27 protein-coding genes and 1 pseudogene are annotated in these 26,847 nt (G+C 47.3%); 9 read left to right on the forward strand and 19 right to left on the reverse strand.

The genetic code is table 11. From position 1 onward, the window contains the following. Positions 1-2: 2 nt before the first annotated feature. The 3 genes and pseudogenes from NST20_RS11325 (at position 3) to NST20_RS11335 (ending at position 5,103) form a co-directional block, all read left to right on the forward strand. The gene (locus NST20_RS11325) at positions 3-2,957 is read left to right on the forward strand and encodes a DEAD/DEAH box helicase family protein (protein ID WP_029142478.1); all 2,955 of its coding nucleotides are present in this window, start codon (positions 3-5) and stop codon (positions 2,955-2,957) included. Between the two features lie 158 nt (positions 2,958-3,115). Then, a pseudogene (gene kapB, locus NST20_RS11330) lies at positions 3,116-3,277 on the forward strand (sporulation phosphorelay system protein KapB); the annotation flags it as partial. A 617-nt stretch (positions 3,278-3,894) separates the two neighbouring features. Then, a complete protein-coding gene (locus tag NST20_RS11335; protein WP_013860108.1) occupies positions 3,895-5,103 on the forward strand; it encodes an MFS transporter in 1,209 nt (402 codons plus the stop codon). Between the two features lie 66 nt (positions 5,104-5,169). On the opposite strand, the gene NST20_RS11340 is transcribed toward NST20_RS11335, so the two are convergent. Continuing rightward, positions 5,170-5,556, reverse strand: a complete 387-nt coding sequence (locus NST20_RS11340) for a hotdog fold thioesterase (RefSeq protein ID WP_013860109.1) — start codon at positions 5,554-5,556, stop codon at positions 5,170-5,172. A gap of 90 nt (positions 5,557-5,646) precedes the next feature. Here NST20_RS11340 and NST20_RS11345 point away from each other — a divergent pair, with 90 nt between their 5' ends. Then, positions 5,647-6,021 carry a hypothetical protein gene (locus NST20_RS11345; protein WP_342399454.1) on the forward strand — a complete coding sequence of 125 codons (375 nt, stop codon included), beginning with the start codon at positions 5,647-5,649 and terminating at the stop codon, positions 6,019-6,021. 76 nt (positions 6,022-6,097) lie between these two features. On the opposite strand, the gene NST20_RS11350 is transcribed toward NST20_RS11345, so the two are convergent. The 4 genes from NST20_RS11350 to NST20_RS11365 are packed head-to-tail and all read right to left on the reverse strand — an operon-like array spanning position 6,098 to position 10,342. Then, a complete protein-coding gene (locus tag NST20_RS11350) occupies positions 6,098-6,277 on the reverse strand; it encodes a hypothetical protein (RefSeq protein ID WP_342399455.1) in 180 nt (59 codons plus the stop codon). Positions 6,278-6,337: 60 nt separating this feature from the next. After that, entirely contained in the window at positions 6,338-7,459 is a 1,122-nt protein-coding gene (locus NST20_RS11355) for a GerAB/ArcD/ProY family transporter (RefSeq protein WP_342399456.1), read from the reverse strand. A 16-nt stretch (positions 7,460-7,475) separates the two neighbouring features. Continuing rightward, positions 7,476-8,687, reverse strand: coding sequence for a Ger(x)C family spore germination protein (locus tag NST20_RS11360; RefSeq protein ID WP_342399457.1), 1,212 nt, complete (start codon positions 8,685-8,687; stop codon positions 7,476-7,478). Continuing rightward, a complete protein-coding gene (locus NST20_RS11365) occupies positions 8,684-10,342 on the reverse strand; it encodes a spore germination protein (protein ID WP_342399458.1) in 1,659 nt (552 codons plus the stop codon). The genes NST20_RS11360 and NST20_RS11365 overlap by 4 nt, the downstream gene beginning before the upstream one ends. Before the next feature lie 117 nt (positions 10,343-10,459). Here NST20_RS11365 and NST20_RS11370 point away from each other — a divergent pair, with 117 nt between their 5' ends. Beyond that, positions 10,460-10,687, forward strand: a complete 228-nt coding sequence (locus NST20_RS11370) for a hypothetical protein (RefSeq protein WP_013860115.1) — start codon at positions 10,460-10,462, stop codon at positions 10,685-10,687. Positions 10,688-10,912: 225 nt separating this feature from the next. On the opposite strand, the gene NST20_RS11375 is transcribed toward NST20_RS11370, so the two are convergent. From NST20_RS11375 to NST20_RS11390, 4 genes are all read right to left on the reverse strand, one after another. Then, a complete protein-coding gene (locus NST20_RS11375; protein WP_342399459.1) occupies positions 10,913-12,613 on the reverse strand; it encodes a M17 family peptidase N-terminal domain-containing protein in 1,701 nt (566 codons plus the stop codon). Positions 12,614-12,687: 74 nt separating this feature from the next. Continuing rightward, the gene (locus NST20_RS11380; protein WP_017552791.1) at positions 12,688-13,302 is read right to left on the reverse strand and encodes a 3D domain-containing protein; all 615 of its coding nucleotides are present in this window, start codon (positions 13,300-13,302) and stop codon (positions 12,688-12,690) included. A gap of 232 nt (positions 13,303-13,534) precedes the next feature. Next, on the reverse strand, positions 13,535-13,852 hold the full coding sequence (locus tag NST20_RS11385; protein ID WP_342399460.1) for a YuiB family protein: 318 nt from the start codon (positions 13,850-13,852) through the stop codon (positions 13,535-13,537). A gap of 80 nt (positions 13,853-13,932) precedes the next feature. Next, positions 13,933-15,153 carry an NAD(P)/FAD-dependent oxidoreductase gene (locus NST20_RS11390; RefSeq protein ID WP_026683853.1) on the reverse strand — a complete coding sequence of 407 codons (1,221 nt, stop codon included), beginning with the start codon at positions 15,151-15,153 and terminating at the stop codon, positions 13,933-13,935. 354 nt (positions 15,154-15,507) lie between these two features. Here NST20_RS11390 and NST20_RS11395 point away from each other — a divergent pair, with 354 nt between their 5' ends. Next, positions 15,508-16,503 carry an NAD(P)/FAD-dependent oxidoreductase gene (locus tag NST20_RS11395; protein WP_342399461.1) on the forward strand — a complete coding sequence of 332 codons (996 nt, stop codon included), beginning with the start codon at positions 15,508-15,510 and terminating at the stop codon, positions 16,501-16,503. Positions 16,504-16,811: 308 nt separating this feature from the next. Here NST20_RS11395 and NST20_RS11400 read toward each other — a convergent pair whose 3' ends face one another. Further along, entirely contained in the window at positions 16,812-17,174 is a 363-nt protein-coding gene (locus NST20_RS11400; RefSeq protein ID WP_013860122.1) for an iron-sulfur cluster assembly accessory protein, read from the reverse strand. A gap of 147 nt (positions 17,175-17,321) precedes the next feature. Next, entirely contained in the window at positions 17,322-17,666 is a 345-nt protein-coding gene (locus NST20_RS11405) for a YuzD family protein (RefSeq protein ID WP_013860123.1), read from the reverse strand. Between the two features lie 139 nt (positions 17,667-17,805). On the opposite strand from NST20_RS11405, the gene NST20_RS11410 reads away from it, so the two are divergent. Then, complete coding sequence (locus NST20_RS11410) at positions 17,806-18,042, forward strand: NifU family protein (RefSeq protein ID WP_013860124.1); 237 nt, start codon at positions 17,806-17,808, stop codon at positions 18,040-18,042. A gap of 169 nt (positions 18,043-18,211) precedes the next feature. Here NST20_RS11410 and yutH read toward each other — a convergent pair whose 3' ends face one another. Continuing rightward, positions 18,212-19,222, reverse strand: coding sequence for a spore coat putative kinase YutH (gene yutH / locus NST20_RS11415; protein WP_342399462.1), 1,011 nt, complete (start codon positions 19,220-19,222; stop codon positions 18,212-18,214). A 132-nt stretch (positions 19,223-19,354) separates the two neighbouring features. Between yutH and NST20_RS11420 the strand changes: the two genes are divergently transcribed. Then, the gene (locus tag NST20_RS11420; protein WP_013860126.1) at positions 19,355-19,858 is read left to right on the forward strand and encodes a phosphatidylglycerophosphatase A; all 504 of its coding nucleotides are present in this window, start codon (positions 19,355-19,357) and stop codon (positions 19,856-19,858) included. A 120-nt stretch (positions 19,859-19,978) separates the two neighbouring features. Here the strand turns inward: NST20_RS11420 and NST20_RS11425 are convergent, their stop codons facing one another. The 4 genes from NST20_RS11425 to lipA all read right to left on the reverse strand — a co-directional run bounded on the left by NST20_RS11425 (position 19,979) and on the right by lipA (position 22,616). Further along, positions 19,979-20,743: a TIGR01457 family HAD-type hydrolase gene (locus NST20_RS11425; RefSeq protein WP_017554576.1), complete on the reverse strand. Its 765-nt coding sequence runs from the start codon at positions 20,741-20,743 to the stop codon at positions 19,979-19,981. Positions 20,744-20,769: 26 nt separating this feature from the next. Further along, the gene (locus tag NST20_RS11430) at positions 20,770-21,210 is read right to left on the reverse strand and encodes a DUF86 domain-containing protein (RefSeq protein WP_013860128.1); all 441 of its coding nucleotides are present in this window, start codon (positions 21,208-21,210) and stop codon (positions 20,770-20,772) included. A 49-nt stretch (positions 21,211-21,259) separates the two neighbouring features. Further along, entirely contained in the window at positions 21,260-21,538 is a 279-nt protein-coding gene (locus tag NST20_RS11435) for a YutD family protein (protein ID WP_041819326.1), read from the reverse strand. Between the two features lie 157 nt (positions 21,539-21,695). Further along, a complete protein-coding gene (gene lipA, locus NST20_RS11440) occupies positions 21,696-22,616 on the reverse strand; it encodes a lipoyl synthase (protein ID WP_013860130.1) in 921 nt (306 codons plus the stop codon). Positions 22,617-22,831: 215 nt separating this feature from the next. Between lipA and NST20_RS11445 the strand changes: the two genes are divergently transcribed. Then, positions 22,832-23,815: a M23 family metallopeptidase gene (locus NST20_RS11445; RefSeq protein WP_342399463.1), complete on the forward strand. Its 984-nt coding sequence runs from the start codon at positions 22,832-22,834 to the stop codon at positions 23,813-23,815. 29 nt (positions 23,816-23,844) lie between these two features. Here NST20_RS11445 and yunB read toward each other — a convergent pair whose 3' ends face one another. From yunB to NST20_RS11460, 3 genes are all read right to left on the reverse strand, one after another. Then, positions 23,845-24,567 (reverse strand): sporulation protein YunB, encoded by a 723-nt coding sequence (gene yunB / locus NST20_RS11450; protein WP_342399464.1) that lies wholly within the window; start codon positions 24,565-24,567, stop codon positions 23,845-23,847. A gap of 287 nt (positions 24,568-24,854) precedes the next feature. Then, positions 24,855-25,157, reverse strand: a complete 303-nt coding sequence (locus NST20_RS11455; protein WP_029142400.1) for a DUF1805 domain-containing protein — start codon at positions 25,155-25,157, stop codon at positions 24,855-24,857. A 179-nt stretch (positions 25,158-25,336) separates the two neighbouring features. Next, positions 25,337-26,713 (reverse strand): bifunctional UDP-sugar hydrolase/5'-nucleotidase, encoded by a 1,377-nt coding sequence (locus NST20_RS11460; protein ID WP_342399465.1) that lies wholly within the window; start codon positions 26,711-26,713, stop codon positions 25,337-25,339. Positions 26,714-26,847 lie beyond the last annotated feature (134 nt).

The following is a 26,847-nucleotide window of genomic DNA, read 5'->3' on the forward strand; positions in this document are numbered from 1 at the left end:
GGATGAAGCTTCAATTTCAATCCGACCTTGCTTACCAACTTCGTGCGATTGATTCTGTTGTCCAAATTTTTAATGGCCAGCCGGTCCGTCAGTCTAATTTTACCGTCTTTTATGGTGAAGATGCCGGCATGATTCAAACGGATTTAGGAATTGGCAACCGGCTTGACTTAACAGCTGATGAAGTTTTAAAAAATGTTCAGCAAGTGCAAATGAGAAACGGCCTTCCAAAGAGTGAAACTTTAGATGGAATGAATTTTACAATTGAAATGGAAACAGGGACGGGTAAAACATATGTTTATTTACGAACCATTTATGAGTTAAACAAAAAATATGGGTTTACAAAATTTGTGGTTGTCGTTCCATCGGTTGCCATCCGTGAGGGCGTTTATAAATCTCTGCAAATGACGGAACAGCATTTTCATGAACTGTATGACCGACAGCCACTTGAATATTTTATTTACGACTCGGAAAAACTTGACCGCGTACGCAGTTTCGCCACGGCAACTGCGATTCAGGTGATGATCATTAACATCGATGCATTCCGCAAAAGTTTTGAGGATCCAAAAAAAGAAGATAAAGCCAATGTTATTCATCGTCCTAATGACCGCCTGAATGGCTATCGCCCAATTGAATTTATTCAACAGACAAACCCGATTGTAATCATTGATGAGCCGCAAAGTGTAGACACGACACCGAAATCAAAAGAGGCCATTGAATCGCTGCAACCTATGTGCACCTTGCGCTATTCGGCAACACATGTAGATAAATATAATATGATTTATCGTCTCGATGCTGTCGATGCGTATAATGAAAAACTCGTTAAAAAAATTGAAGTAATGTCGATTCGTTCGGAACCGTCTTTTAATGTACCGTACATTAAATTGCTTGAAGTAAGAGAACGCAAAGCCAAAGTCGAATTAGATGTGAATAAGAACGGAAAAGTAAAGCGTACAGCAAAAACGGTGAAGTATGGGGATGATCTGTATGATATTTCCGGTAAGCGGGATATCTACCGGAACTACCGTATTGAGCAGATCGATTGGGCAGAAGGTAACGAATCAATAGAAGTAAACGGGAATATTTTGAAAATTGGTGAAGCCCTTGGCGAAATCGATGATGACACGATCAAACGATATCAAATTCATAAAACGATCGAAGAACATTTGGATAAAGAACTGCGTTTGAATCCTCGGGGCATTAAGGTATTAAGTCTGTTTTTCATCGATAAAGTGGCCAATTATCGGGACTACGACAAAGATGGGAATCCGGTAAAAGGCAAGTATGCGGTCATGTTTGAAGAAGAATATCGGAAATTAATTCAGAAGCCAAAATACCGCGCGTTGTTTAATGACATTGATGTAGATATCGACGTGAAAAAAATCCATAACGGCTACTTTGCTCAGGATAAAAAAGGAAAATTAAAAGATACAAAAGGGAATACGCAGGCAGATACGGATGTATACAGTCTGATCATGAAGGATAAAGAACGCTTGCTTAGCTTTGATGAACCGCTTCGCTTCATATTCTCCCACTCTGCTTTACGGGAAGGCTGGGACAATCCAAACGTCTTTCAAATTTGTACACTGAAAGATTCGGGCGGCACATATGTAAGTAGAAGACAGGAGATTGGCCGCGGCCTTCGCCTGGCGGTTAACCAAAATGGCGAGCGGGTTTCCGATTACAATGTGAACACATTAACGGTTATGGCCAATGAATCTTATGAAGAATTTGTTGCGAAGTTGCAGTCTGAATTGGAAGAAGAAACATCTGTAACATTTGGGAAAATTGAAAAACACGCTTTTGCAGGCCTAGTGTATGAAGAGGCAGAAACAGAGGAACCGGTACCTTTAGGTTACGAACGATCCGAGGAGCTTTATGCATATTTAAAATCCCATGATTACATCAATGACAAAGACAAAGCAACATCCACATTAAAAGAAGAGCTTGCCAATTATCAAATCAATATCCCGGAAGCATTCAAACCTTGGCAGCCGGTGATTTTAAAAGAATTAAAACGCATAACCGAAAGTTTGCCGATACGGGATGCAAGCAATAAGAAACATGTAAAATTAAATAAAGAGGTTATCAACAGCGAAGCATTTCTTGAACTGTGGGATAAAATCAAATACAAAACCGTTTATTCTATTGATTTTGATAGCAAAGAATTGATTCAAAATTCAATCAGAAGCATACAAAAAATGAAAAAAATTGATAAAATCCGGATCATTAGTCGAAAAGACGCCATTTCATCCATAGATAGGGTGACCGGTTTGCAAACGGTGGTTGTCGGAGAGGGATTTGAAAATTATGTCACAGTACAGCAGCCCCTGCCGGATGTCATTACGGAACTGCAAAACCGTACAAACTTAACACGAAAAACAATAGTACGGATATTGACTGGGTGCAAACGACTGGGAGATTTTCAAAACAACCCACAAAAGTTTATTGAGGAGATCACGAAAATCATCCAAAAAGAGATGAAGCTGATCCTTCGTGACGGAATTAAATATTACAAGATGGATGATGACTACTATGCAGTAGAGCTTTTTCAAAACGAAGAACTGCTGGCTTATTTAAATGATAACGCAGTTGAAAGTACGAAATCCCCATATGACCATGTCATTTATGACTCGGATATTGAAGCAAGATTTGCAAAACGGTTTGAATCTGATGAACATGTTAAAGTGTATGTAAAATTGCCGGATTGGTTTAAAATCGACACACCAATTGGCAGCTATAATCCGGACTGGGCTGCCGTCATCAACAAAGATGGAGAAGAAAAATTGTATTTCGTATTGGAAACGAAAGGAACGGATATTGAAGAATTCTTACGCCCGACTGAGCTGGCAAAAATCGAGTTTGCCCGCAAGCATTTTGAAGCAATTGATACGGATGTTCGCTTTGAAGGACCAGAGAATGATGTCAGTGAATTTCTTTTGAGAGTTTCAGGGAAATAAATGGTTTTAGGCTAATCAAAAGCTATAATTGTCTATGATTAGCCTTCTATCAATTTAAAAATTGTGATGCTAGTATAGTTTCATGGACACCCTTTAGTGAAATATAATATTAACGAAGGGATGTGTCCTGATATGGGTAACACAAGCGAAAAACGGCAAAACCGTACAACGGCGAGATTCCGGATTATGACGCGTCACTGAAAACCGCTGTCTGCGAACTGATGGAAAAGCTTGAAAAAGAGGACACACTTTACAGCCGGAAAAGCATCGCCGCGTTAAAAAGTTTGATGAAAGAATATGGCATATCACCCGTTGGATGATTTTCCCAGCGGGTTTTCTGATGGCAGGGGCAATGATACTGTTAGGGAAAACGTGATATCCCCTTTTTTCTGCGGCAAAAAGGGAATCGGGGAATGCTTCTTTTTACTTCCTTCCTGTAAGCCGCGTGTAAATATCCAGTGCCAAATGCCGATGCCCAAATCCGTGGATCCGGATTTTGCCTTCCATGTTCTGATATACCAGCCTTAAATCAGCCGGATGCCTTTGTATTCGTTTACTTTGAAAATGATAGGATATCCTCCTTCATCATTCCCTTTCAAACACGATCCAACATTTCTCTGCCGTTTTACTTGATAAATTGCGCGTACATGGCCCGGCCGGAACTGTTTGTGGCAAAACGGGCGGGATCCAAACTTTTCCAAAATGGGGTTCGGATTTCAAACATATACTAGATGTGCGGGCCATCCTATACAAAAGTGCGTTTCAAGCATACGATGCAAGGGTAAAGTTCCTCCGTCAAAAAACGGACATCTTTTTTACAAGCTGGTTTTGTTGAAGTTTCGGTGATAAGTTTTATAATAATATTTAGGTCAACGAAATATTTACTCTATATACTTTTATCTTTTTTTATTGCGCAAGGAGGCGATTTTCTCATCTGATGAGCCAGGAAAAACGCAATTTGTATATTATGTTCGTCTGTAACTTTTTAGTAGGTGCCAGCTTAACGATGGTCGTTCCGTTTTTATCGTTATATATTCAAACATTCGGCCACTTCAGCGACAGCTATGTCCAGCGCTGGGCCGGATATATTTTTGGCGTGACCTTTCTGGTTGCTTTTTTTATGTCGCCAATCTGGGGGCGCATCGGCGACAAATACGGCTTTAAACCGACGCTTATTATTACCGGGTTCGGCATTGCCGCGAGCCTGTTGTTTATGGGGCTTGCGGACAATGTCGCCACTTTATTTTTGACCCGGATTTTCATGGGGATCGTGACCGGGTTTATCCCGACTTCCATGGCGCTCATTTCCAAGCAGACCTCGAAGGAGGAAGCCGGCAAGGTGCTCGGCACTTTGCAAATGGGCAATGTTTCCGGAAACTTATTCGGGCCGCTGATTGGCGGATCGATTGCGGACAATTTTGGTTTTAAATACACTTTTATGATTACAGCCGTTGCCATTTCGATTGCCGCGCTTGGCGTTGTTTTCGGCATTAAAGAAAAACGTGCCGATCCTGCCCGGCGAAAAGGGAAACCTGTTTCTCCCCTCGCTGTTGTGAAACAAATTGTCAGCCGCCGGATTTTGATTACTGTTATGGTGATTGCACTCTTGATCCAAATGGCGAACTTTTGTGTTCAGCCGCTTTTGGCACTGTATGTCAGCCATTTGACAAGTTCAGGCAATATTGCATTTTTATCTGGGCTTGCTTTTTCCGCCACCGGCTTCGGCAACCTGCTTTTGGCAAGGCAGTGGGGCATGCTTGGCGATAAATACGGGCATGCAAGGATTCTTTTGATTTTGCTTGTGCTTGCCTGTGCCTTCATGGTGCCGCAAGCTCTCGTAAGCCATTTATGGCAACTGATTATTTTGCGGTTTTTGTTCGGCATGGTGATCGGCGGGATGAACCCGAGCATTGTGGCGTTTATCCGCCTCGAAGCGCCGCTCAGCATGCAAGGCGAAGTGCTCGGTTATAACCAAAGTTTCCGGTTTCTCGGGAATGTAACAGGACCGCTGATTGGCGGTTACGTATCCGTCATCTCCGGCATTTCATCTGTGTTTTATGTAACCGGAGTTTTGTTCCTGTTCGCATTTGCGCTCCTTCTTTACAGTGTAAAATCAGAACAGCGCCGCACCGTCCGGGAAAGCTAAAACGGCAAGATACCAGTTTGGTGGTATCTTGCCGTTTTTACTTTTTCTTGCCGGGCCGTGAAACTTTTAGCTTTTTTTCGGTACGACCGCAATCGTACAGCGCGACAGGCAAATTAAGTTTTCGTCTTCGTCTTTGATTTTGATCTCCCAAACCTGGGTACTTTTGCCCCGGTGCACGGCTTCGGCAACTGCGGTTACGGTGCCGTTCCGTTTTGAACGGATATGGTTGGCATTGATTTCAAGCCCGAAGCAGACTTCTTTTTCTAAATCGATCAGCATCGCAGCCCCTAGGCTTGCAGCGGTTTCCGCGAGTGCGACGGATGCGCCGCCGTGCAGGTATCCGAGCGGCTGTATCGTTTTTTCATTCACCGGCATGGTCGCCACCACTTTCCCGGGCTCCATTTGGACAAGTTTTATGCCAAGCGCGCCGATCATTGTATGTTCCAGTTCCATCTCTTTCCCCCCGGTCCGGATTGCCCATACATCTTTCAATCCTTTCTTTCATACTATGTAAAAAATGATGTTTCCCACCTGAGAAAGAAAGTGAGAATATTGTACTACAATCCGTATTATGTTGTTCCTTCCTTCTTTCCATACTATTCCATGCCTTACCGCCAATATCCTGCCGTCCACCCGAAAAAATTTATGGATTCGGCCACGCGGACGCACGAACTCTTGGCAGATGCACAGCTTTTGCTTAACCGGATTTCCCGCTCTGCGGCTTTTGCCGGACAACTCATGTCTGCCGCACAAAAATCAGATTCAGCTGGTGTCGGCCGCATGCTGGCGGGAACCGGTATCCAGCATATTCCGCGCGTTTTTTATACACCGGACGGCCTTGTATTGCAGTTTGTCCAAAAGGCTGCGGGCAACCAGGAACCTTGCTGCGAGCTCCGGATGAAAATGCGCTGGTCATAACTTGCGGCTTGTCCATTGCCCCGGGATCCTGCCGCCCGAAAAAATAACCCCCGCTTAAAAGCAGGGGGGTTATTTTTTAATAATACGGGAATGCCGGATATCCTCCGTACGGAACCGGCGGGTATGGCACCGGAGGATATGGGAAATACGGGCGCGGCCTTACAAGTGCCCCGCCAAGCAAGCCTCCGAGAAAACCGCCCAAAAGCGGTCCGGCAAAAAATGGGGAACGTGCCGGGTAATGTGCATGCGGATACATCAAATGACCTCCTCTCTTTCTATTCTTAGTGTATGCATCCCGGCACTGCCGGACTGGGCGTTACGCAGATGCTGGCTTTTGCCTGTTCTTTTTCTTGCGCCTCTCTTTCCACAAAATCAGCAGGAGCGTTACAACCGGAAAAACCACTTGTATAGGGAGGTGAAGCAGAACAGGCACCACTTTGATGCCCTCATCGATATGTTCCGCATACGAGGACGCAATCATCGATGATGCGCCCAGCATGATCACACCGAGCGGATAGACTGTTTTTCTGTAGCTGCTTACATGGAACAGCTCCGTAAACGTAATACAAGCCGCATATAAGAAAATCCCCACTTTAAAAAACCCGCCAACGATTAAAGCCACCATAAAAAACACATCCAGCCGCTCCAGAAAATGGGCAATTTGAATTTCCTGGATGGTCGCAAGCAGCGGAAACGGGGATCGCATCATCGCATCCACGCCAAGTACACAAATATTGATCAGCATCGAGATCGCCAAATTTGTGCCGCTTAGCCACATAGCTGACAGCCCGGCTACTTTTACACTTTTTATCTTATCTACAAGCGGAAAAATGGACAAAAACGCAATCGTTTCGCCAAAAGGAATATAAATCGTCTCCTTCCCCATTGTTTTTAGGACAGGCATGGGCCCGTTTTCCAGTACTGGTTTCAAATAATTGAGCTTGACGAGCCCTGATGAAGTAATCAATACGAAACTCGCAATCGCCAGCAAATAAAAGAAGATAAAAAAGATCTCCCCGGTTCTGGCCATCACTTCCATTCCTTTTTTTACTGCATACATGACGCACAAAGCCAAAATCATCGTGATAATAAACAGCGGTGTTTCCGGATAAGCCGATATGATCAGCATTTCTCCAAAGTCGCGCAGCACCCTGGCAGAAAGGTACAGGAAGTAAATGCCCATCGCAAAGCCGAAAAACCAGCCAATACCTTTTCCGTAAATCGCCCGCAACCATTCGACCGGCGAAATGCCAGGATAAAAGGAAAATATTTTGTAATAAACGTAAAACAGGAAAAACCCGACGCTCAGACCGCTTAAAATTGCAAGCCATGCATCCTGTTTTGCGCCGCTTCCGATTCCCAGCAAAAGGGCACTGCCAAGTTCAAACATAAAGATTAACACAAATAATTGGTACGAGGAAATTTTTGCCTTTTCCATATATCACCAGGCCCTGTTATTTTAAATTTGAATGGAATGGATTTGTCCGTATTCCAGAATTGGCGATGACGACGTTTGCATGCACCTTCACATTTAAATGGGCAAAGCCCTTTTCATTCCAATGGTGCCTTAAACTGTGCCACTCTTTCGGGTACTGGCGGTAAATCATTTCCCCGAAGCCGAACACATCACATTGGTCGTGCTGCATATGGCGAATGCCATGGTTAATTTGCTGCTCCACATTTTTTTCGTATGCTTTTTCAATCCGGGCCATTTCCTTTGAATCCATTACATCAAGCGGTACATTGATTTCTTGCAGCTGGCCCACAAGGCTGATGTGGATATGCATTTCCGGCTTTCCGTTTTTCATGGCCGGTTTCATACCGATAATCGTTTTTCTTACCTGCAGCCCGAGCGCATTTGGATGATGCGCCCAGTCTAAATCAAGCGAAGTCATTTTTGTTTTTTTCAATAGCCATGTAATCGTAAGCGCATCCTGTCCGCCTACCCAGTCAATCAGTTTTCCATGCTTTAGGATCCCGATCCCCCCGCTCGTTAAGTATGCGTCCAGTTCTGTCTGATTCTGGCTTTCCTGCATCTCTCCTTTTTTCTTATCCCCTATCAGCTTGAAGCTTCCTACTACTGCTTCTTTTCCTTCCGTTGTAAGATCATATAGGAGATCTGAAATATCTGTTTTTACCCGCCCGCCGACATCTTCTTGCGCATATTCCAATGTTTTATTGATTTTATTGGTAGGAATATTGTCAATCGGAGTCAGCACTTTAAGGACATCCTCTGCCTTGCCGTTGCGGGCAATCAGAACGGAAGCAGTATTGCGGAATTCTTTATTTCTGTCAAAAATATCAATAATCGGATAAATCCCATTTTCCGCCGTGCTTTTGCCAATCAGGAGAACGTTTGTATGAGAAAAATATAACCTCCTCGAAAATTCCCGGCCTGCAGCGAGAAATGCGTCCTCAACCGTTTTGCCTTCCGTTTGGTAGATGGTGACAGTGGGGCCCTGCCCGCCGCTTGTTTGCATGCCGCTTGGAATATGTAAGGAATTGACAATTTGATAGGTCAGCAAATAATTCCCGTTTTCAAGCCGGTCAATGCCGATGGCGCTTACAAAAGCAATATCCGTTAATTCTTTATGGCTCCAGCAGCCTGCCAGCAAAAAAGATGTCATAAAAAGGGCAACGGCCGTTTTCCATCGTCTTCTTCTCATGGTTGCTCCCCATTTTTCACACTTTTTTGTTTCGGCGGCATCGGCTTTTGGTTTTCGGCCTGGCGGATGATATTTTTCTGGCTGAAGAGCCGCGGCCTGGCGCTCATCGACCAAATCGGCACCCGGATCACCGTATCACCGAAGTTGGAACGGATGAAAGGGGTAATCGGCGCCATGTAGGGCACACCGAATGACCGCAAGCTGGTCAAATGGACAGCAAGCGTAATCATCCCGATAATGATGCCAAAAAAACCGAAAGTGGCCGCCAGAAACATAAAAACAAAACGGTATAATCTGGCTGAAATGGCAATGAAAAAAGACGGGGTGGCAAAACTGGCAATAGCCGTAATCGAGACGACAATGACCATTGCGGGCGAAATAATCCCGGCCTGCACTGCCGCCTGACCGATGACAAGCGCCCCGACAATCGACACCGTCTGGCCGATCGGGCGCGGCAGGCGGAGTCCGGCTTCCCGGAGGATTTCAAATACAACCTCCATCCCCATCGCTTCGACAACAGCCGGAAAAGGAATCGTCTCCCGCTGTGCCGCAAGAGTAAAAACAAGCTGGGTCGGGAGGAGCTCCTGATGAAAAGTGGTTATGGCGACATAGACAGCAGGCCCGACAAGCGAGATTAAGTAGCTGAGCACGCGCAAAAAGCGAAGCGCTGTCGCAATATCAAACCGTGTATAATAGTCATCCGCCGACTGGAAAAATTGGATAAAAACAGCAGGCGCGAGCAAAACGAACGGCGAACCGTCCACAATAATGGCGAAACGGCCTTCCAATAAATTGGCCGCCACCACATCCGGCCTTTCCGAATGGTATATCGTCGGGAAAATGGTATACGTTTTATCTTCAATAAGCTGTTCAATATGGCCCGAGTCCAGAATGGCATCGATTTTAATCATGTTTAACCGTTTACGGGCTTCCTCAAGCACTTTATCGTTTACGATCCCTTTTATGTACATAAGTGCAACATCGGTTTGGGTCACTTCCCCGATTTTAAAGTTCTCCATCCACAGATTCGGATCTTTAATCCGTTTGCGGATCAATGAGGTGTTCACACGTAGCGATTCGGTAAAACCATCACGCGGCCCGCGAACCGTCACTTCGGTTGAAGGCTCCTCAATCGCCCGCTGTTTCCCGCCACTTGTACTGATGCTTAATCCGCCGTATATCCCGTCAATCAGTAAAATGGTCTGGCCGCTCAACAGTTCTTCAAACAAGTCATTCCAATTCATGACCTTTTTCACGCCGCCAATTTTAATCACATGCTTCATAATGCTGTCGAGCATATTTTCACTGTTTAAATATTTGTCGATTTCCGGATTGCCCATCAAGACTTCAAGCAGGTTTTCATTGATCATTTTCGGATCATCCAGGCCATCGACGGAAATAACGGCAGCCGGCAAATCATTGCCGCTTCCAAGCATGATTTGATGGATGACAATGTCGGAACTGTTCCCGGTTGTTTTTTTCAACTGCCCGAGGCGCGTTTTTAAATCGGTGCCCATGGTCAAAAACGGGATATCCGTTACAGTCCCGCTCGTATCGTCTCCGCGCACAGGTGTTTTCTGCACTCCCCCGCTTTTCTTTTCATTTTTGTTATCAGTTTTTGCAGCGTTTCTCTGCTTTTTCCACCAATATGGCATACCGATCCTCCTTTTCGCCCGTGCATGGCTGTTTGTAACGGAGCGCAAACTACTGATGAAGATATCTTGTTGTTAGTATGTTTCGATTCGAAAAAAATATGAAAGGAATTGGCACGCATGAAAATCGCTTTTTTAACCGGCATTGCCGCACTGGTCCTCTATGCCTTCATTGCCGGAATCGATTTTTATATGACAAGGGACTTTATGGGATCTGTCCATCATCCGATCGGCATCCTCGATACCTTTTATGGTGTCGAAAAAGGCGTACTCCTGATATGCATCATGGCGCTTATTTTTAAAATAGCAATCGAGGTGTTGAAACAGAAAGGACGGACACAAAAATAAGGCAAAGAAGAGCGTAGTGCTCTTTTTTGCCTTATTTTTAATTTCAGCTTTTTAGCGGAAGGACGGGCAAGATCCGGCCTGCACCATTTGCCGTTTCGTCTTCATTCGCGTGTATCTGCAGGCAGCCGGAGGGCGGTTCTTCGTTACAGCGCTTCATTAAAACTGCGGTCGTGGGGGCGCACGCCTTTCAGCACATTCATTTCGCTTGGAGTAGCGCGCCCCCCTTTAATCCTGTTCTGCCATCTTCTCAGCCAGCAAGGCCAGTGTCCGTACCATTACGCCGGTTGCACCGGCCGGGCCAAGATCGGTTTCTTTCCCTGTTATGGCGGTTCCTGTAATCTCCAGATGGGCCCATGGGGTATCTTCCACAAACGCTCCGATAAAAGCCCCGTTCACCATCACGCCGCCCTCTCTGCCTGGCGAACCGTTCAAGTCGGCGATCTTGCTGCTTCGTGCGTTTTCTTTGTCCGCTTCCGTTACCGGGAGGCGCCAGATGAATTCTCCTGCTTCTTTTGCGGATTCCAGCACCCGTTCAAAAAAAACATCGCAATTGGCGACAGCGCCCGTTTTATCGCGGCCGAGCGCCGGGATCACACCCGTTGTCAAGGTTGCAACATCCACAATTTGGCTGGCACCATATTGTTTCGCATACGTTACGGCATCAGCGAGCATCAGCAAGCCGGTGGCGCCGGTATCCCGCACTTCAATCGTTTTGCCGTTCATGCTCGTGATAACAGCGCCCGTTCCAGTACGCATTTCACCCCGCCCATCGTTTGCCGGGACCACCCGCGGTTTGCACATGGTATCGTTTATGCTGTTATCGGCCACGGGAACGACCGCCACCACGTTTTTTGCCGGTTTCCGTTCCCCGATCACTTCCATGGCGCCCAGAACAGCTGCCGCCCCTGCCATGCCGGTGTTCTCACCTGGTGTGCAACAATCGGCTGCGGCACCGGGTCCGACAAGTGCGAGCACATTGCCCCATTCCCGTTTGCCCGCGTATTTCAGGATGACCAGGATCGGCGGCTCTTTGGATTCCCCCGCCGCAGCCAAAACCGCACCCATTCCAAGCTTCTCCATCTCCATTTTTTCAAGGATTTCCACTTCAAAAGGGTATTTTTTTGCAAGTGATGCGGCATATTCCGCGAGACGGGCCGGCGTCCATATATTCACCGGCATATTGGCAAACGTCCGTGCCGTATTCACGGCTTTGCCATACACGTACCCGCGGTGCAGGGCAGCGCCTGTTGTTTCTTCGGGGGAACCGTTATTTTTACGGTATGTATCCGTTTGAAGATTGGCGTTTTTAACCGGTTGGCCCTCTGTTTTCCCGGCGGCATTAACATGCTCGGCATTCCCCGGCCGGATCTCTGCTTCCTCGGCGACACTGGAATGGACCGGCGTGGCGTGTTCCGCCGGTTCCGGTTTTTTCCCGGCAGCCTGGATGTAAACCGCTACTTTTTCGAGCTGCACTTCCGGAATATTTGGTTGCCCTTTGTAACCGGCAAACCGGTATGTGGCCATCGGAACGGCTTCGCCAAGCATTTGCGCGGCTTCCTTCACGCTGACTGTGCCGGCGCAAAACGTATCGAGGAAAACCGCTGCCGTAGGCCATCTCATTTTCCGGATGTGTTTCACTGCTTTTCCAAACATCCTTTTCAAATGTTCTTTTCTAAGTTCTTTCGGGTTGCCAAGCCCGATAAACAAAAGCCGTTTTACTGGCAGTTTCCCGAGGGTGTGAATGACAGAAAGGCTGCCGGCGCGTGCGGACAGATCGCCGGATTTTACCAGTTCCGTCAATGCCCCGCCGAAACGGTTGTCCAGGCCGCCAAGCAAGCCGCCAAACTTTTTAGGAACTTGCTGCAAGCCAATCACAAGGCAGTCTTCAAGGCATTCAAGCGGATCTCCTTTCCCCAGTTCAAACATACAACCACCTCTGTTCCATTATAGCCGCCAGCTTGAAAAAAACGCACAAAAAAAGCGCAACCGGCGATTTTGCGCTATTCTTTCGTTTCCGGCTTGATATATTGCTGCCGGAACACTTGCATCGTTTTGTTTTCGTTCAGTTCAGCCAGTTCTTTTTCCGTCAGGGACCCGTCCCCCATTTTAATAATATACACATCAAGCGTCTGTTTTCCCCATTTCTTGTAAACATCCGAAACCGTTTCAAAATACAGATCGAGCCGGTTCCCTTTTATGGCAGATCCTGTATCGGCAACAACACCGAAATCATAGCCCGGGATATAAAGGACCGTCCCGATTGGAAAAATGGATGTATCGGCAGCAATCGTTGAATATAAATCCCGTTTCACTTTCACCCCGGAATAGGTGATGCCGTAGCCGGGATGGTCGGGACTTTTCCCGGTCGATTCGGCCCCTGCCGTATACCCCGTTGCTGTCACTTTCTTTTTCGGGTAATTGCTCCAGTCATAGGCATCAAGGGATGGCTGCGGCTGGCTCGCGGCAATGGCGGCCAATCCTTTTTCCAATGCCCGGGCAGGTGCCGCTTTTGCAGCTGCTGCTTTTATCCCCGAAATGGCCTGGAAAGTGGAAATCATTGCCCATATGAACAAAATGGCCATCAATAAGCGGATCATCCATTTTTTCATGTTCAATTGGTCTCACTCCTCTTAGGGCTATTGTCTCCCACGCCGTTCCAAAATATGCGGGCATATTGGCAAAAAAACAGCTGATCCGTCTGCCCTTTTTCGCGCCGCCCATTCTCCTTATTCTGCAAATGGCGCTTCCAAAAAGCACTGGTTGTTTTATCCAGAAAATTTGCGCCGGCTTTTGCCGGCCGGCCCGCCTCCGATTTAAAGGCAAAAAAAAGCTGCCCTCAAGGCAGTTTTAAAACATCCGGTATCCGTTTTTCCGGAGCGCTTTTATCGCAACACCAGCCAAAAGTGCCCCCGCAAGGCCGCTCGATAACACGAGGGCATCAGATAAATGGATGGAGCTAAGATGCTCCCCAAGTTGCCGGAAAGCCGTCCCGGGATCGGTAAAATACCGGGAAAAAGCGATCCGGTCAATCATCGAAAGCGCAATGACCGGGTAAATAAAACAGAGAATCCAGGTCATCCGCAAAAGCATATTGGCAATAAAACCGATACCGAAAAACAAAACAAAAAAAAGGACCATCGAAATAATCAATACCGGTATACTCATAAGCCCCTCCGCATCCCCGTTGTACATCCAGTTTACTGAAAAAACCGAATTTCGTCAAAAGTAACGCGATCATATTTTTGCTATATAAAATTAAATTTTCCTTTCTTTAAAACAAGCCTCGTGCCGCCGATCATAAACAGGGCACGGTCATCCACGACTTTTTTCATAACAGAAGCAGAAGTGCCTTTCAGCTTTTTGCCAAACACAATGCCGATCGCATTGTCTTCCCCTAGGGAGCAGACGGTGCCTTTGTCATTAAAAGTGAAAGCTTCCAGGCTTTCTTCACCGTGGATCTTTTTCAGGAGGTTCCGTGCGCATACTTCCCCATGCTGCATCGCCATCTGCGCTGTCGGCGGGTACGGGCGGTTTGTGTCCTTATTGATGATCAGCGCACAGTCCCCAATTACAAAAACATTTTCATGCCCCGGAACGGTCAAATCCGGTTTGACTTTCACCCGGCCGCGCACCGTTTCAAACCCGGACGCATCAATCACGCTATTCCCGCGCACACCCGCGGACCAGATGACGGTGCCAGCCTTGATTTCGTACGGCTCTCCGCCTTTTTTGCAGGCCCATACCCCGTCTTTTGTCGCTTTTTTGACCGCCGTGCCAATATGGAACTCGACGCCTTTGCTTTCCAAATACGAAAGGGCGTAATCGACAAGTTCGCGGTCAAATTGCGGGAGAACGATAGGATTGGATTCAATCGAAACGATCCGCACTTTATCGCGTGGAATCCCGTATTCCTTGCAAAGCGCCGGAATCCGGTTCACCAGCTCGCCAAGAAACTCGATGCCGGTAAAACCCGCACCGCCGACCACAATGGTGAGCCGGTTGTCATCTTTATCGTTTTCCCTCCGGTAGGCATCGAACTGGCGCTCAATATGTTCCCGGATTTTTTGGGCAGCGCTTACATCTGTAATCGAAAAAGTATGCTCTTTCAAACCTTCGATTCCGAATGTTTCCGCGTTGGAACCGAGCGCAATGACGAGATAGTCATATGGCAATTCTTCCCCGTCTTTTAAATCTACTATGTTCGCGTCTTTGTTTATCCGCTTGACTTCCGCCTGTTTAAATTGCACTTTATTCTTATTTAAGACGTTTTGAATCGGGTAGCGGACCCGGTCATGGTGCAATGTGCCGGCGGAAGCTTCATGAAGCCATGTTGTTTCGTAATGGTAATCATTTTTGTTCACGAGTGTGATGTCCGCTTCCCCTTTTGCAAGCTGTTTTTGCAGACGCGTCACGGTCATGAGCCCGCCGTAACCGGCACCCAGTATAACCACTTTCGGTTTCTCCATTTTTCTCACTTCCATCTCTTTATTTTGGACAGGCCGGCGCCTGTATGGCAACATCATCCATTATTTGTGATTTTATTCACGACAATTGGCACGCCAAATTTGTCACATGATCTCCATCAAATTGTCACAAAAAATACATATTCTTCACTTCAATCATATGCTTTTTACCCGCTATTTTCAATTGAAAACTGTAATAAAATAATAATAAAAATATTCTAATATATAACATGGTGCCTGAAATTTTTTCCGGACGCAGGAACACCTGCCTGCCTTGCCCGCAGAGGTTTTTAGCCTGTGCGCTTGTGCCAAAATGTGCTATGATGAAGGAGAATGAAGCGTATTGGAGGGGTTTCGTTGAAGGAAGATCAAACCATTTATGATATAACTGTTATCGGGGGCGGGCCGACCGGCTTGTTTACAGCTTTTTACGCCGGATTGCGGAAAATGTCTGTAAAAATCATTGAAAGCCTGCCACAGCTTGGCGGGCAGCTGGCTGCGCTTTACCCTGAAAAGTATATATACGATGTCGCCGGTTTTCCAAAAGTGAAGGCAGCTGATCTCGTGCATCAATTAGAAGCGCAGGCCTCCATGTTCCAGCCGGTGATCTGCACGGGCCAGTCCGCAGAAAAGCTTGAAAAGAGTGAAGACGGCATTTTTACGCTGACAACTGATAAAGAAATCCACCATTCCAGAGCAGTCATCATCACTGCCGGTGTCGGCGCATTCCAGCCGCGCCGCCTTGAAGTGGAAAATGCTGCACAATACGAAGGAAACAATCTGTTTTATTTTATAAATGATATGGACCAGTTTGCCGGCAAAAGCGTTGCCATCCTTGGCGGCGGCGATTCCGCGGTCGACTGGGCGCTTATGCTGGAACCGGTCGCCGAAAAAGTGACGCTCATCCACCGCCGTGACAAATTCCGTGCCCATGAACGCACGGTGGAACAGTTGAAGCAATCGCGCGTGGAGATTAAAACACCGTTTGTCGCGAGCGAAGTGATTGGCGACGGGGAAAACATTTCCCGGCTTGTGATTGAAGAAGTAAAAGGCGAGGCGAAAGAAACGCTTGATATTGATGCCCTTATTTGCAATTACGGCTTTATTTCGTCACTTGGCCCGATTAAAAACTGGGGCCTAGAGATTCAAAAAAATTCCATTGTCGTCAACTCCAAAATGGAAACAAACATCCCAGGCGTTTATGCGGCCGGCGATGTTTGCACGTTTGAAGGCAAAGTGAAGTTAATTGTAACGGGGTTCGGGGAAGCCACCACCGCGGTCAGCAACGCGAAAACATATCTTGACCCGAAAGCCCGCGTCCAGCCGATGCACAGCACTTCGCTGTTTGAATAAGGAAAAATCAAAATCCCGGATGGCTGCCCAACCGGGATTTTTGATTAAATATCGCTCTTAATGTGCAAACAGCAAAGGAAATTGGCGTGCCCGGGCAGGAAGAAAACCGGGAGACGGGCGCTGGCTGGATTTTTTGAAAAGATTTTCACGGGGTAGAAGGGCAGAACTTAACCAAAAAAGGGGCTTAAATTACTTCAGCAGCGCAAAACCCCCGCTTGTCATTGGCGGGATATCCTGCGCTGCTGCAATGAAACGGCAAGCATGCCGGCGTAAAAATATCCTGTTTTTGCAGCATCACTTTAAATGCTTCAGCATTTTTCCGGTGTGCCGGCTTTTGTTTTGGTTTTAAATGAGGAGCCGCAGCCGCAGGTGACAATCGCATTCGGATTATCGATCGTGAATCCGCCCCCTAAAAGCGACTGCTTATAATCGATGACCGTGCCGGTTAAAATCGGGGCGCTCTCATGGTCGACGAGAATCCGGATGCCGTGCTGTTCGCCGACAGCATCGCCTTCTTTGATTTCGTGATCAAGCGACAGGCCGTACGATAGGCCGCTGCAGCCCCCGCCGTTTACAGACACACGAAAATATGCGTCCTGCTCATCGTTTTGCTCCATCATGTCTTTAATTTGAAACGCAGCTGCTTCTGTAAGATGAATCACTTCACTCATGATCCGAACCTCCTTTCCTTGATTATAACCATTTACACTGTGCAAAACAATGATTGCGTATTCTTTAGGGCAAAAAGTGAAAAATTGGGAAACATCCAGGCAAAAAACACTGCCATAAAAACGGATCAATTTCCCCATCCCCTTTTTTCACTCATTTGCTGCAAGCGTATTTTCCGGGATAAACCCGTGTTGTTCCATGGCCGCATAAATTTTCTTTAACCGTGGATTGCCTTCTGCCACCAGTTCGCCTTCAATGACAACAACCGGATAAAAAAGATCTTCATCCAGCACTTTTTGCGCAAAAGAACGGATTTCCGGATCATCACCGGGTGCAAAAATATCGATATACTGCATGTCAAACGGCTGGCCCGAGTATTTCCGCGAAAGCGCTGCTTTTAGCCATTCGAATGTATCTTTAGAAGACGGCGCGCCGACGCAGCTTGCGCATATTTGCTCCGCCCCGTAAACTTGAATCGCCACTTTTTTCTCCATCAAACCCGCACCTCTTCCGTGGATTTCTTATTCATATTGTACACAACAGCCTGCAAAAAGGAAAACACTATATCCCTTTTTTATAATAGATTTTTCTCGTAATCCTGTATATAATGAGAGGTAAGAAAGGAGCGATCATATGCCTGCAGATACAATTACAGAACAAGTTCAGGAAGTATTGGATAAATTGCGCCCGTTTTTGCTCCGTGATGGCGGCGATTGCGAGCTGATCGACGTGGAAGACGGCATTGTCAAACTCCGCCTTTTAGGGGCATGCGGCAGCTGCCCGAGTTCCACGATCACGTTGAAAGCCGGGATAGAACGCGCATTGTTTGAAGAGGTTCCCGGCGTTGTGGAAGTTGAACAGGTTTTTTAACGGGCAGTACGCGGTTTCCTATCAAGGAGCCGCTTTTTTGCTGGGATAAAATGATTCTTGGCGTGGGCGATTCTCCGGGGCCATTCACACTATGCCCGGCATCCCCGCTTGCCTTCACGACGGACGGGCATGGCCGGCGGTGCGGTTCAGGTGCTTGCCGTCCTTTCTTTTATCGGGCTTTTAGCCATGCCACCCGGGGAATATGGTATTTTCTTATCGGGACTTCCGAGAGCTCATAAAATTCACCCAGAAATGCTTCGTATGCCTCTGCCCCCCGTACAATTTTCCAAAGCTGTTCCTCATGCATGATTTGTTCCTTTTCAGACCGGGTGAGAAAATAGGTTTCCACACATTCAAAATAATGAAGGGGAAACAGCAGGCGCGCGAAAATCAGCCGCCACGAAAAAGGCGAAAGCGGCGAAAGCGAAACATATTGCTGCAAAAAAGCGCGGACATCAGGCCGGAACGTGTGTGTTTTCTTAAAATACTGCGCGCGGATCCACTCGGCAATGTCCCTGCCTGCGTGGTCAAACACCCAGTCAAACGGGTGGTGGATGATAAATTTCCGGCCCCATGTTTCGTTTGAAAACCGTTCATGGCAAATGGTACCGGCATCCCCCGGGGCAGGCGCCTCATCCATTTCCGTATCGACGACATACTGGATCGCATTTTCACAAAGCCCCATGTAATAGGGAAACGTTTCGGCAAACAGGCGTTCAAACGGGCGGTCGGGGTGCTCTTCCACTGTCCGGTACCATGCCTTTTCCATTTGTTCAAGGCGCATTTCCCAGTAATTTTTCCATTCGCCCATCCGGTTTGTTTCCGTTATCGTGGCGGAAAGCGTGCGGCCGCGCAGGTGGAATTTCGCAAGCTTCCTGCCCGTGCGCATATTTCCGGGCGCTTTTTTATAGCGGTTTTCCAGTAAAACATAATCGCTATCCCCGTCCGTTACGAGAAACTTCTTTTCTTTAGATGGATAAAAGGCGGAGGCATAGCGGTCGCCATTCGTCACGAGGTGCCGGGACATTTCATATAATTCAACAAGCACATTTTCAGGAACATTTGTCACGGGAACGAGCGTATAAAGATTACCGTTTGCTTCATAGCGGACCCGTTTTCCGTCAAAAAAAGGCTGCCCGGCGTCAATGCCGTAATATTTTTTCAAAATGGCCTGTGCCATCATCTTCCCTCCCCCAAAAAATACATTGCACTTTCTACATTATATGTGAAGGAACGTGTATTCTTGCTTGATCTCATAAAATCCATTAGAATGATCATGCTAAAGAAAATGTCGAATAGTTGAGGTGAGAACATGGAAAACAAGAAAAATATGGATGTGTCAGAACAAATTGCAAGGCAGAGGTTGAAAGAACGGGGCGTAGAAGTGGAAGATATTGCGAAACTCGTCCTGTATTTGCAAGAAAAGTACTTTCCGGAAATGACACTGGAGGATTGCATGGAAAGTGTCAACGCCGTTCTGTCCAAACGCGAAGTGCAAAACGCCATTTTAACCGGGATCCAGCTGGATGTGCTGGCGGAAAAAGGGATGCTTGACGAACCGCTGCAAAGCACGATTGCGGTCGATGAGTCCCTTTACGGCATTGATGAAATTATGGCTTTGTCGATTGTGAACGTGTACGGTTCGATCGGCTTTACCAACTACGGGTATATTGACAAACAAAAACCGGGCATTTTGGCAAAGCTTAATGACCATTCCGACGGCTCATGCAATACGTTTCTCGATGATATCGTCGGGGCCATTGCCGCTGCAGCCGCAAGCCGCCATGCACACAGAGTGGCGCATGTGCAGCCGTAAAAACAGAAAAAACGGCAAGATACGTTTTATTGTATCTTGCCGTTTTTTCGGTCTTCGTTTTCCAAATAACGCAGACTTTGCCGAGGCGGGCATATGGCTCCTCCTTTTGCCCCGCGCTTGTCACACTTCCCACTGGTCAAGGGTATCAACCGTATAGGTTGGCTGGACTTCTTTTGTTTTCAACATTTCCTTTGTCGTTACGCCGGTATGGACGAGCAGGGTGTCAATGCCCGTGCGGATGCCCGCCAGAATATCCGTATCGTAATTGTCCCCAACCATGATCGTCTCTTCTTTTTTCGAACCGAGATATTCAAGTGCCTGCTCGGTAATGATCGGTTCCGGTTTGCCGATAAAGACCGGCTTGGTTTGGGTCGCAACCGCAAGCACCGAGGTTAAAGCCCCGTTTCCCGGGAGCAGCCCGCGTTCAGTTGGAAGCGCAATATCGGCGTTCGTGGAAACAAATTTTGCCCCATTACGGATCGCAATGGCGCCGAGGGCTAGCTTTTCGTAAGTAATCTCCCGGTCGATGCCGAGCACCACATAATCGGGGTGATCGGATGTGACCGTAAAACCTTTTTCTTTGATGGCCGTTTTAATGCCTTCTTCGCCAATCACATATACAGAAGCATCCGGTTTTTCCTCATAAATATAGCGGGCGGTTGCCATGGATGTCGTAAAGACCTGCTCCGTTTTTGCCGGTATATCGAATCCGCGCAGTTTTTCGGCAACCTGGGCTGGTGTCCTCGAAGAATTGTTTGTAACAAATAAATACGGGATCCCTTTTTCCTGCAACCGGCTGACAAAATCGCCGGCTTCTTCTATTTTTTCCGTTCCGCGGTACATAGTGCCGTCCAAATCAATCAAATAGGCTTTATACTTTTTCATGCTGAAATTCCTCTCTGTTTCGTTGCTTATTCCCCTTTAAAAGCGTTAACCGGGCCGAGTTCGTTTGCCAGGTAAGTGCGCACATCTTCCGGAAACCGTTCGAGCGCCTTGAAGTTAGCCGCAAGCACTTCCTGAAAAGTGGCGTAATCCGGATCCGTATATTCCCGGACAAGCTGCTTCCTGAGCGCGATGACAGCCGTCAGCTGCTTTGCCGATTCGGCTGAAACCACATTTTCATCTTCCAAAATGTCAATGATGTCTTCGTAGCTCCCCGGATCGCGCATAATAAACCCGTCAATGATCGCGTTTCCGGCATCAAGGACCGATTCGATGACTGTTTCTGCAATTCTTTCCAAAGCAGCCTTTTCGATTTCGGTCTGCCAGGCCGGTTGCGCTTGAAACAAGGCAAGCCGCTTTTCCATAAATGACAATATCCCGTTTATTTTTTCACGATCCACAAAATACATCCTGTCACCTTCTGCCTAAAATTTATCAACTGGCGGTGCCGGGCAACACTTATTTGGCAACGACTTTCTTTGCGACAAAATAGGCACAGCCGAAATTGCAGTATTCATAAAGATATTCCGTGAGTGTACTGATTCTGGTGTCAAAAGTGGATTTCGGATTGCGGTCATCAAAAAAGCCGCGCAGCCGCAGCTGTCCGTAACCCCAGTCGCCGACAATATAGTCGTACTTTTCCAGTATTTCACTATATCTGCTTCGGAATGCTTCTTCATTGTAGCCATTCCGGTAATTGTCAATAATCTCGTACGTATGGCGGTGGATGGTGACCAAGTTCAATCCCTCCATTTTCCCCGTGTGCCTTCCTGCCTAATTTTATTATAGCGAAAAAACGCCCAAATTCTAAGCGGAACGCGAAAAATTTTTTCAACTCCATTGAGCGGAATTTTCCGTGAAAAAAACTGCGCCCATCAAGTGCGCAGCCTGTTTCTCAAATTTGTTGCGTTTGTTCCATGTTCCCTAAAATATGCTTTGCTTTTGCAGCGGCACCTACCTGTTCATCCGCATGGTATGAAGAGCGGACAAGCGGGCCGGATTCGCAGTGGCTGAATCCCTTTTCAAGCGCTATTCGTTTTAATTCGGCAAATTCATCCGGGTGGTAATATTTGACCACTTTCATATGTTTTTTCGTCGGCTGCAAATACTGCCCGAACGTCACGATGTCCACATTATTGGCGCGCAGATCATCCATTGCTTCCGCCAGTTCTTCCATCGTTTCGCCGAGGCCGACCATGATGCTTGATTTTGTCGGAATCTCCGGCTGCATTTCCTTTGCCCGATGCAAAAATTCAAGCGACCTGTCGTACGTGGCGCGGGCGCGGACCCTTCTTGTCAGCCTCCGGACCGTTTCGATATTATGGTTTAAAATATCCGGTTTTGCATCCATCAATGTTTTTAAACTTTCGTACCGGCCCTGCAAATCGGAAGGCAGCACTTCAATGGTCGTAAATGGATTTATGCGGCGGATCGCACGGATCGTTTCAGCCATTACCGCTGCCCCGCCGTCTTTCAAATCATCACGGGCCACCATCGTCACAACCACATGCTTCAAGTTCATTTTTTGCACCGATTCAGCAACCCGCTCCGGTTCCTGCCAGTCAAGTTCGGACGGCAGCCCGGTTTTTACGGCGCAAAAACGGCAGGCGCGTGTGCACGTATCGCCCAGAATCATGAAAGTTGCAGTCCGCCTTGTTCCCCAGCATTCATGGATATTCGGGCATCTCGCTTCTTCGCAAACAGTATGTAAGTTTTCCGTGCGCATTAATTTTTTTAATCCTGTATAATTTTCATTCGTATTAAGCTTGATTTTCAGCCATTCGGGTTTGCGTAAAATCTCTTCCTGTTTGTTCATTTTCCATCTCTCCCACCATTTTCCCGGGTTTGTTCTCTCTCACTTTACCACATTCGGCACTTCTTTGAAAAGAAAACGCCACCGGTTTTTCCAATATTTAATATTGATGAAAATCCGCTGCTCTTTCCACAATAAGCATAAGAAGATTTTCATATTGCGATTTCCTGTTTGTACGGTGCCAAATCGACAACATTGACAGAAAGAGGGTTTTCACATTGCGGTTTGCTTTGCTTTTCTGCCTTGTAACGGGGCTTTCATTTTCTGCCATTCATGCCCAAGCAAAAGAAATGCCCGATAAAGAAATGTACAAAAAACGGATGGAACTTTATCAGCATATGGAGGCATTTACCCAGATTCCGTGGTACAATTTGGCAGCCATTGATCAGTATGAACGGAGCATCCGGTTTGTCCGTTCCGACCTGCCGAAACCGGCCGGCCTTATTTCCATTTATTTTCCCCCTGAAAAGTGGTCCGGGCTTTCCAATCCGAACCACAATGATACCCGCCCGCTTTCGATTGCGTTTTTCGGCGGGATCGGCAAGGACGGGAACGGAGATGGGAAAGCTGACCGCAACCATGATCTGGACGTGCTTTTTACGATGAGCGACTATTTGCTGCAGTATGGAACGGACGACGACGGCTTTGAAATTGCGCTGTGGCATTATTACAAACGGGATAAAGCCGTGCAGCTGATTACGGAAAAGGCGAAGATTTACAAGACATTCGGCACCATTCAGCTGACAGACCAGGCGTTCCCGATCCCGCCCGGATACAATTACAGCTACCGGAGCACATGGGGCGACCGGCGCGGCTGGGGCGGGCGCCGCATCCACGAAGGGACGGATATTTTTGCCGATTACGGCGTTCCGGTACGCGCGACTTGTTACGGGGTCATTGAATTGAAAGGGTGGAACAAGTACGGCGGCTGGCGCATCGGCATCCGTGATTTGAACAATTCGTATCATTATTTTGCCCATTTAAGCGGTTATGCCAAAAATTTGCATGTCGGCCAGGTCGTCAAACCGGGCATGCTGATCGGCAGCGTCGGCAGCACCGGTTACGGCCCGCCCGGCACATCCGGAAAATTCCCGCCGCATTTGCACTACGGCATATACAAAGACAACGGCCGAAACGAATGGTCTTTTGATCCTTACCCGTACTTAAGGAGATGGGAATCGTTTGAGAAACAGCGGAAATAAGGAGCACTACAATGCGAATGTGGCGCTCCTTATTTCGTGCTTTTCGGCAGTTCGATGAGCGGCTGCGCACCGCCGCCGTTTCCGTTATAAAATTGCGGGACATCGCCGTTATAGTTGCCCATTGCAAGCGGGACATCATGAGTGTAAGTGAGGACATCCGAGGCAAACGGGATAATGACCTGCATTTTGATTTTGATTTGAACATAAATATAAAAAAATGCATTGTTAATGCCGTATTCTTCTTTTTTTACTTTAATATTGGAGCTTTCAACATCCCCCACCATTTGAAAGGTCACGGGAATATCCGGCCCCATGTTCCCAAGCAGGGCGATATTGGTTACTTTCCCGAGCGGAACGGAAAAAATTTCGGGTTTTGATTTTTTCTTTTTGCCGAGCATGCCGTCGTTTGATATTTCTTCAAGAGACGTAATGTCTCCTTCTTCCACTTCTTTAAATTGGCGGGTAATTTGGTTTTCAATTTCAGACTGGGTGGCGGCCAATTCCCGCGGGTCAATCGTATCCAACTTGCTGTTTTTTCCGCCGCTCACATGGTCTTTAATTGCTTCGTTCGTGACATACGAGGCGATTTTATTCATTTCCGACTCGGCGTACCGCATTAATGTTGGTTTTATGCCTTCGTCAATAATGATAATGCTGATAATGGTAGTCACCGTAAAAAATGCGATGGAAAGCAAAAGCACATACCGCGCCGGCAATGGTCCCCGCCGTTTTGAGGTGCGGAATTTTCGCATAAAAAATCCCCCCTGAAAGCAAATATATGTCTGTACAGGAGGGATTATGATCAAAAAACGCGGTCCTGGTTGGTGTGCTGAAGGATATTTTTATGTTTTCCGGCTGCGGTGCGGTTTGTCTTTCCTAATCTGTGAATGAAAGACATTTCGGCGGTTCCGGCAATGCGGTTTGTCCTTCATCACCCCGATGAAGGACATTTCGACACTTAGGGCCCTGCTTTTTGTCCTTCATCGCCCAGGAAAGACGCATGCAACACCTTTTTTTGTGCTTCAGTCTGATCGAACGTTTAGATCATTTTTAACAGTGCCTTTTTCCCGATCATGCCGGCGGTAATACCGAGTTTTTCCGCTTCATGGGTGACCGACTCGAGCGGTGCTTCCAGCAATTGTTCGATCGTCTTCACACCGACTGCCCTGCCGGCGATAATTTGGCGGTCTTTTAGTTGATCATTCAACAAGCTCACATCAAGCGCACCGCACATAATATAGCCCTTGTCGCACGATACGGCCAGCAAGGTTGTTTTCGGCAGCCGGACAGTTGTCGCGATAAACGTATGTCCCCCGATCTCAACAGGTGTTACGGTTACCATTTCCATCCGCCCCTTTCTTTTATACTTTATGAAAAGGGCGGTGAAAAGTTCCTGCCAGCCGCTGTGCTGGCATATCCCCATTCCGCAAGAAGGCCCTTGGAAACTCCGTTGGCATCACTGATTCTCGGGGCCAGGAAACTTCGATTGATGCATTGCTGCCTTGCTTTGCGTCTGGGTATTTAATCCTGCTGGCCGTATTCCTTCAATAACTTCCATTCCATTACGTCACGCAAAAATTCCGGCATAAAATAATGGATTTTCGCCTCACGGATATGCGGGAAAAAGTCGCCAAATGTGTACATATCAATCGTACCAAGCCTGTAGATGCGGTCCGGCTCCAGCGGCCTGCCCCCCACCTCTATTTTCTGCAAAGCATGATTAAAGCCGATATTCCGGTAAATAAACCGGCCCATGATTTTCCCGCGGAAACCGAGCCCTTTCAGCTCCAGATGCGGCCATTTCGGGTCGAGCGTTGAAAGAAGCACTTCCTGAAGTTTTTCGCCTGTCAGCTCGACCAGGCATGGGTTGATCGGGTGCGGGAGAATACGGTGGAGATCAAATTTCGTGACCGGCCCGTGTTCCAGACTATCCAGCACAAGGCCGGCATTTAAAAACGCGCAATCGGCATCGCACCATTCCATTACCGCATCGCAAAGCAAGCCCGCAAGCCGGTTTTCCCTGAACCAGTCCGATTCCAATTTTTCCGGTAAATACACAAGTTTTTGATTCAATAATTTTTTTCCTTCAAAATAGTAATGTTCAATCTCGGCCGTTTCTCCGGGCGGTTCCTGGAAGTTCCCGGTCGGTAAAGCACGAGCGGACTGATAGACTATTTTTTTGGCAGCCGGATCGATTTCAAGCTTGACATGGCCGATATAATAGCCGTATTTGCCGGCTGCAGCAAGCAGCGTCCGTCCGTCCATTTCGCCTTTTGCCAGCACATGGTGCGTATGCCCGCCCAAAACAAGGTCCACTTCCGGGTACAGCTTTGCAATAAGGCGGTCGTCATGAATGCCGAGATGCGACAAGACGATAAGGATATCCGCCTCGTTTTTTAAAGTATCAATTTGTTTCCCAAGTTCTTCCAGCGGATTGGAGAGCTGCCAGCCAAGCAGCCGGTACAGTTTATAAAATCCTGCCGTCACACCGGTTACCCCGATTTTGACACCGCTTTTTGTCATGTACAATTTCCGCGGTGCTGCCCACTGTGGCCGTTTCCCGTTTTCTCTATACAGGTTGGCAAGAATCACGTCAAATTGCGCTTCCCCATACAATGTGTCAAGCGCCTCATGCGGCATCGTAATTCCTTCATTATTGCCGATGGTTGCAGCCAAATACCCCAGTTGATTTAAAAGCCGGACATTTGCTTTGCCCATGGTCCCTTCTGTATACGGATGCCATCTGTCGACATGGTCGCCAAGATCAAACAGTAGCATCTCTTCATGTTGCCGGGCATGCTGCACCTGTTTCCGCTCAAGAAAATGGCGGATTTTCGGCCAGTTTTCAAAATGGCTGTGGATATCATTTGTATGGTATATATGTAAAATTTCGTTCATGTTTGGTCCCCTTATCGTTATGAGGGTAATCTCGTCATGCCGTTTCATACGGCCGCTTTTTATCCTTTATGCTTATGCAGTTTATTTTAGCACGATTTTCAAATCGGCGCCCCATGAAAAAAACAGCCGCGCGG

Origin of the sequence: Weizmannia sp. FSL W8-0676 (assembly GCF_038593015.1) — a bacterium.
Lineage (GTDB): Bacteria > Bacillota > Bacilli > Bacillales > Bacillaceae_C > Weizmannia > Weizmannia coagulans.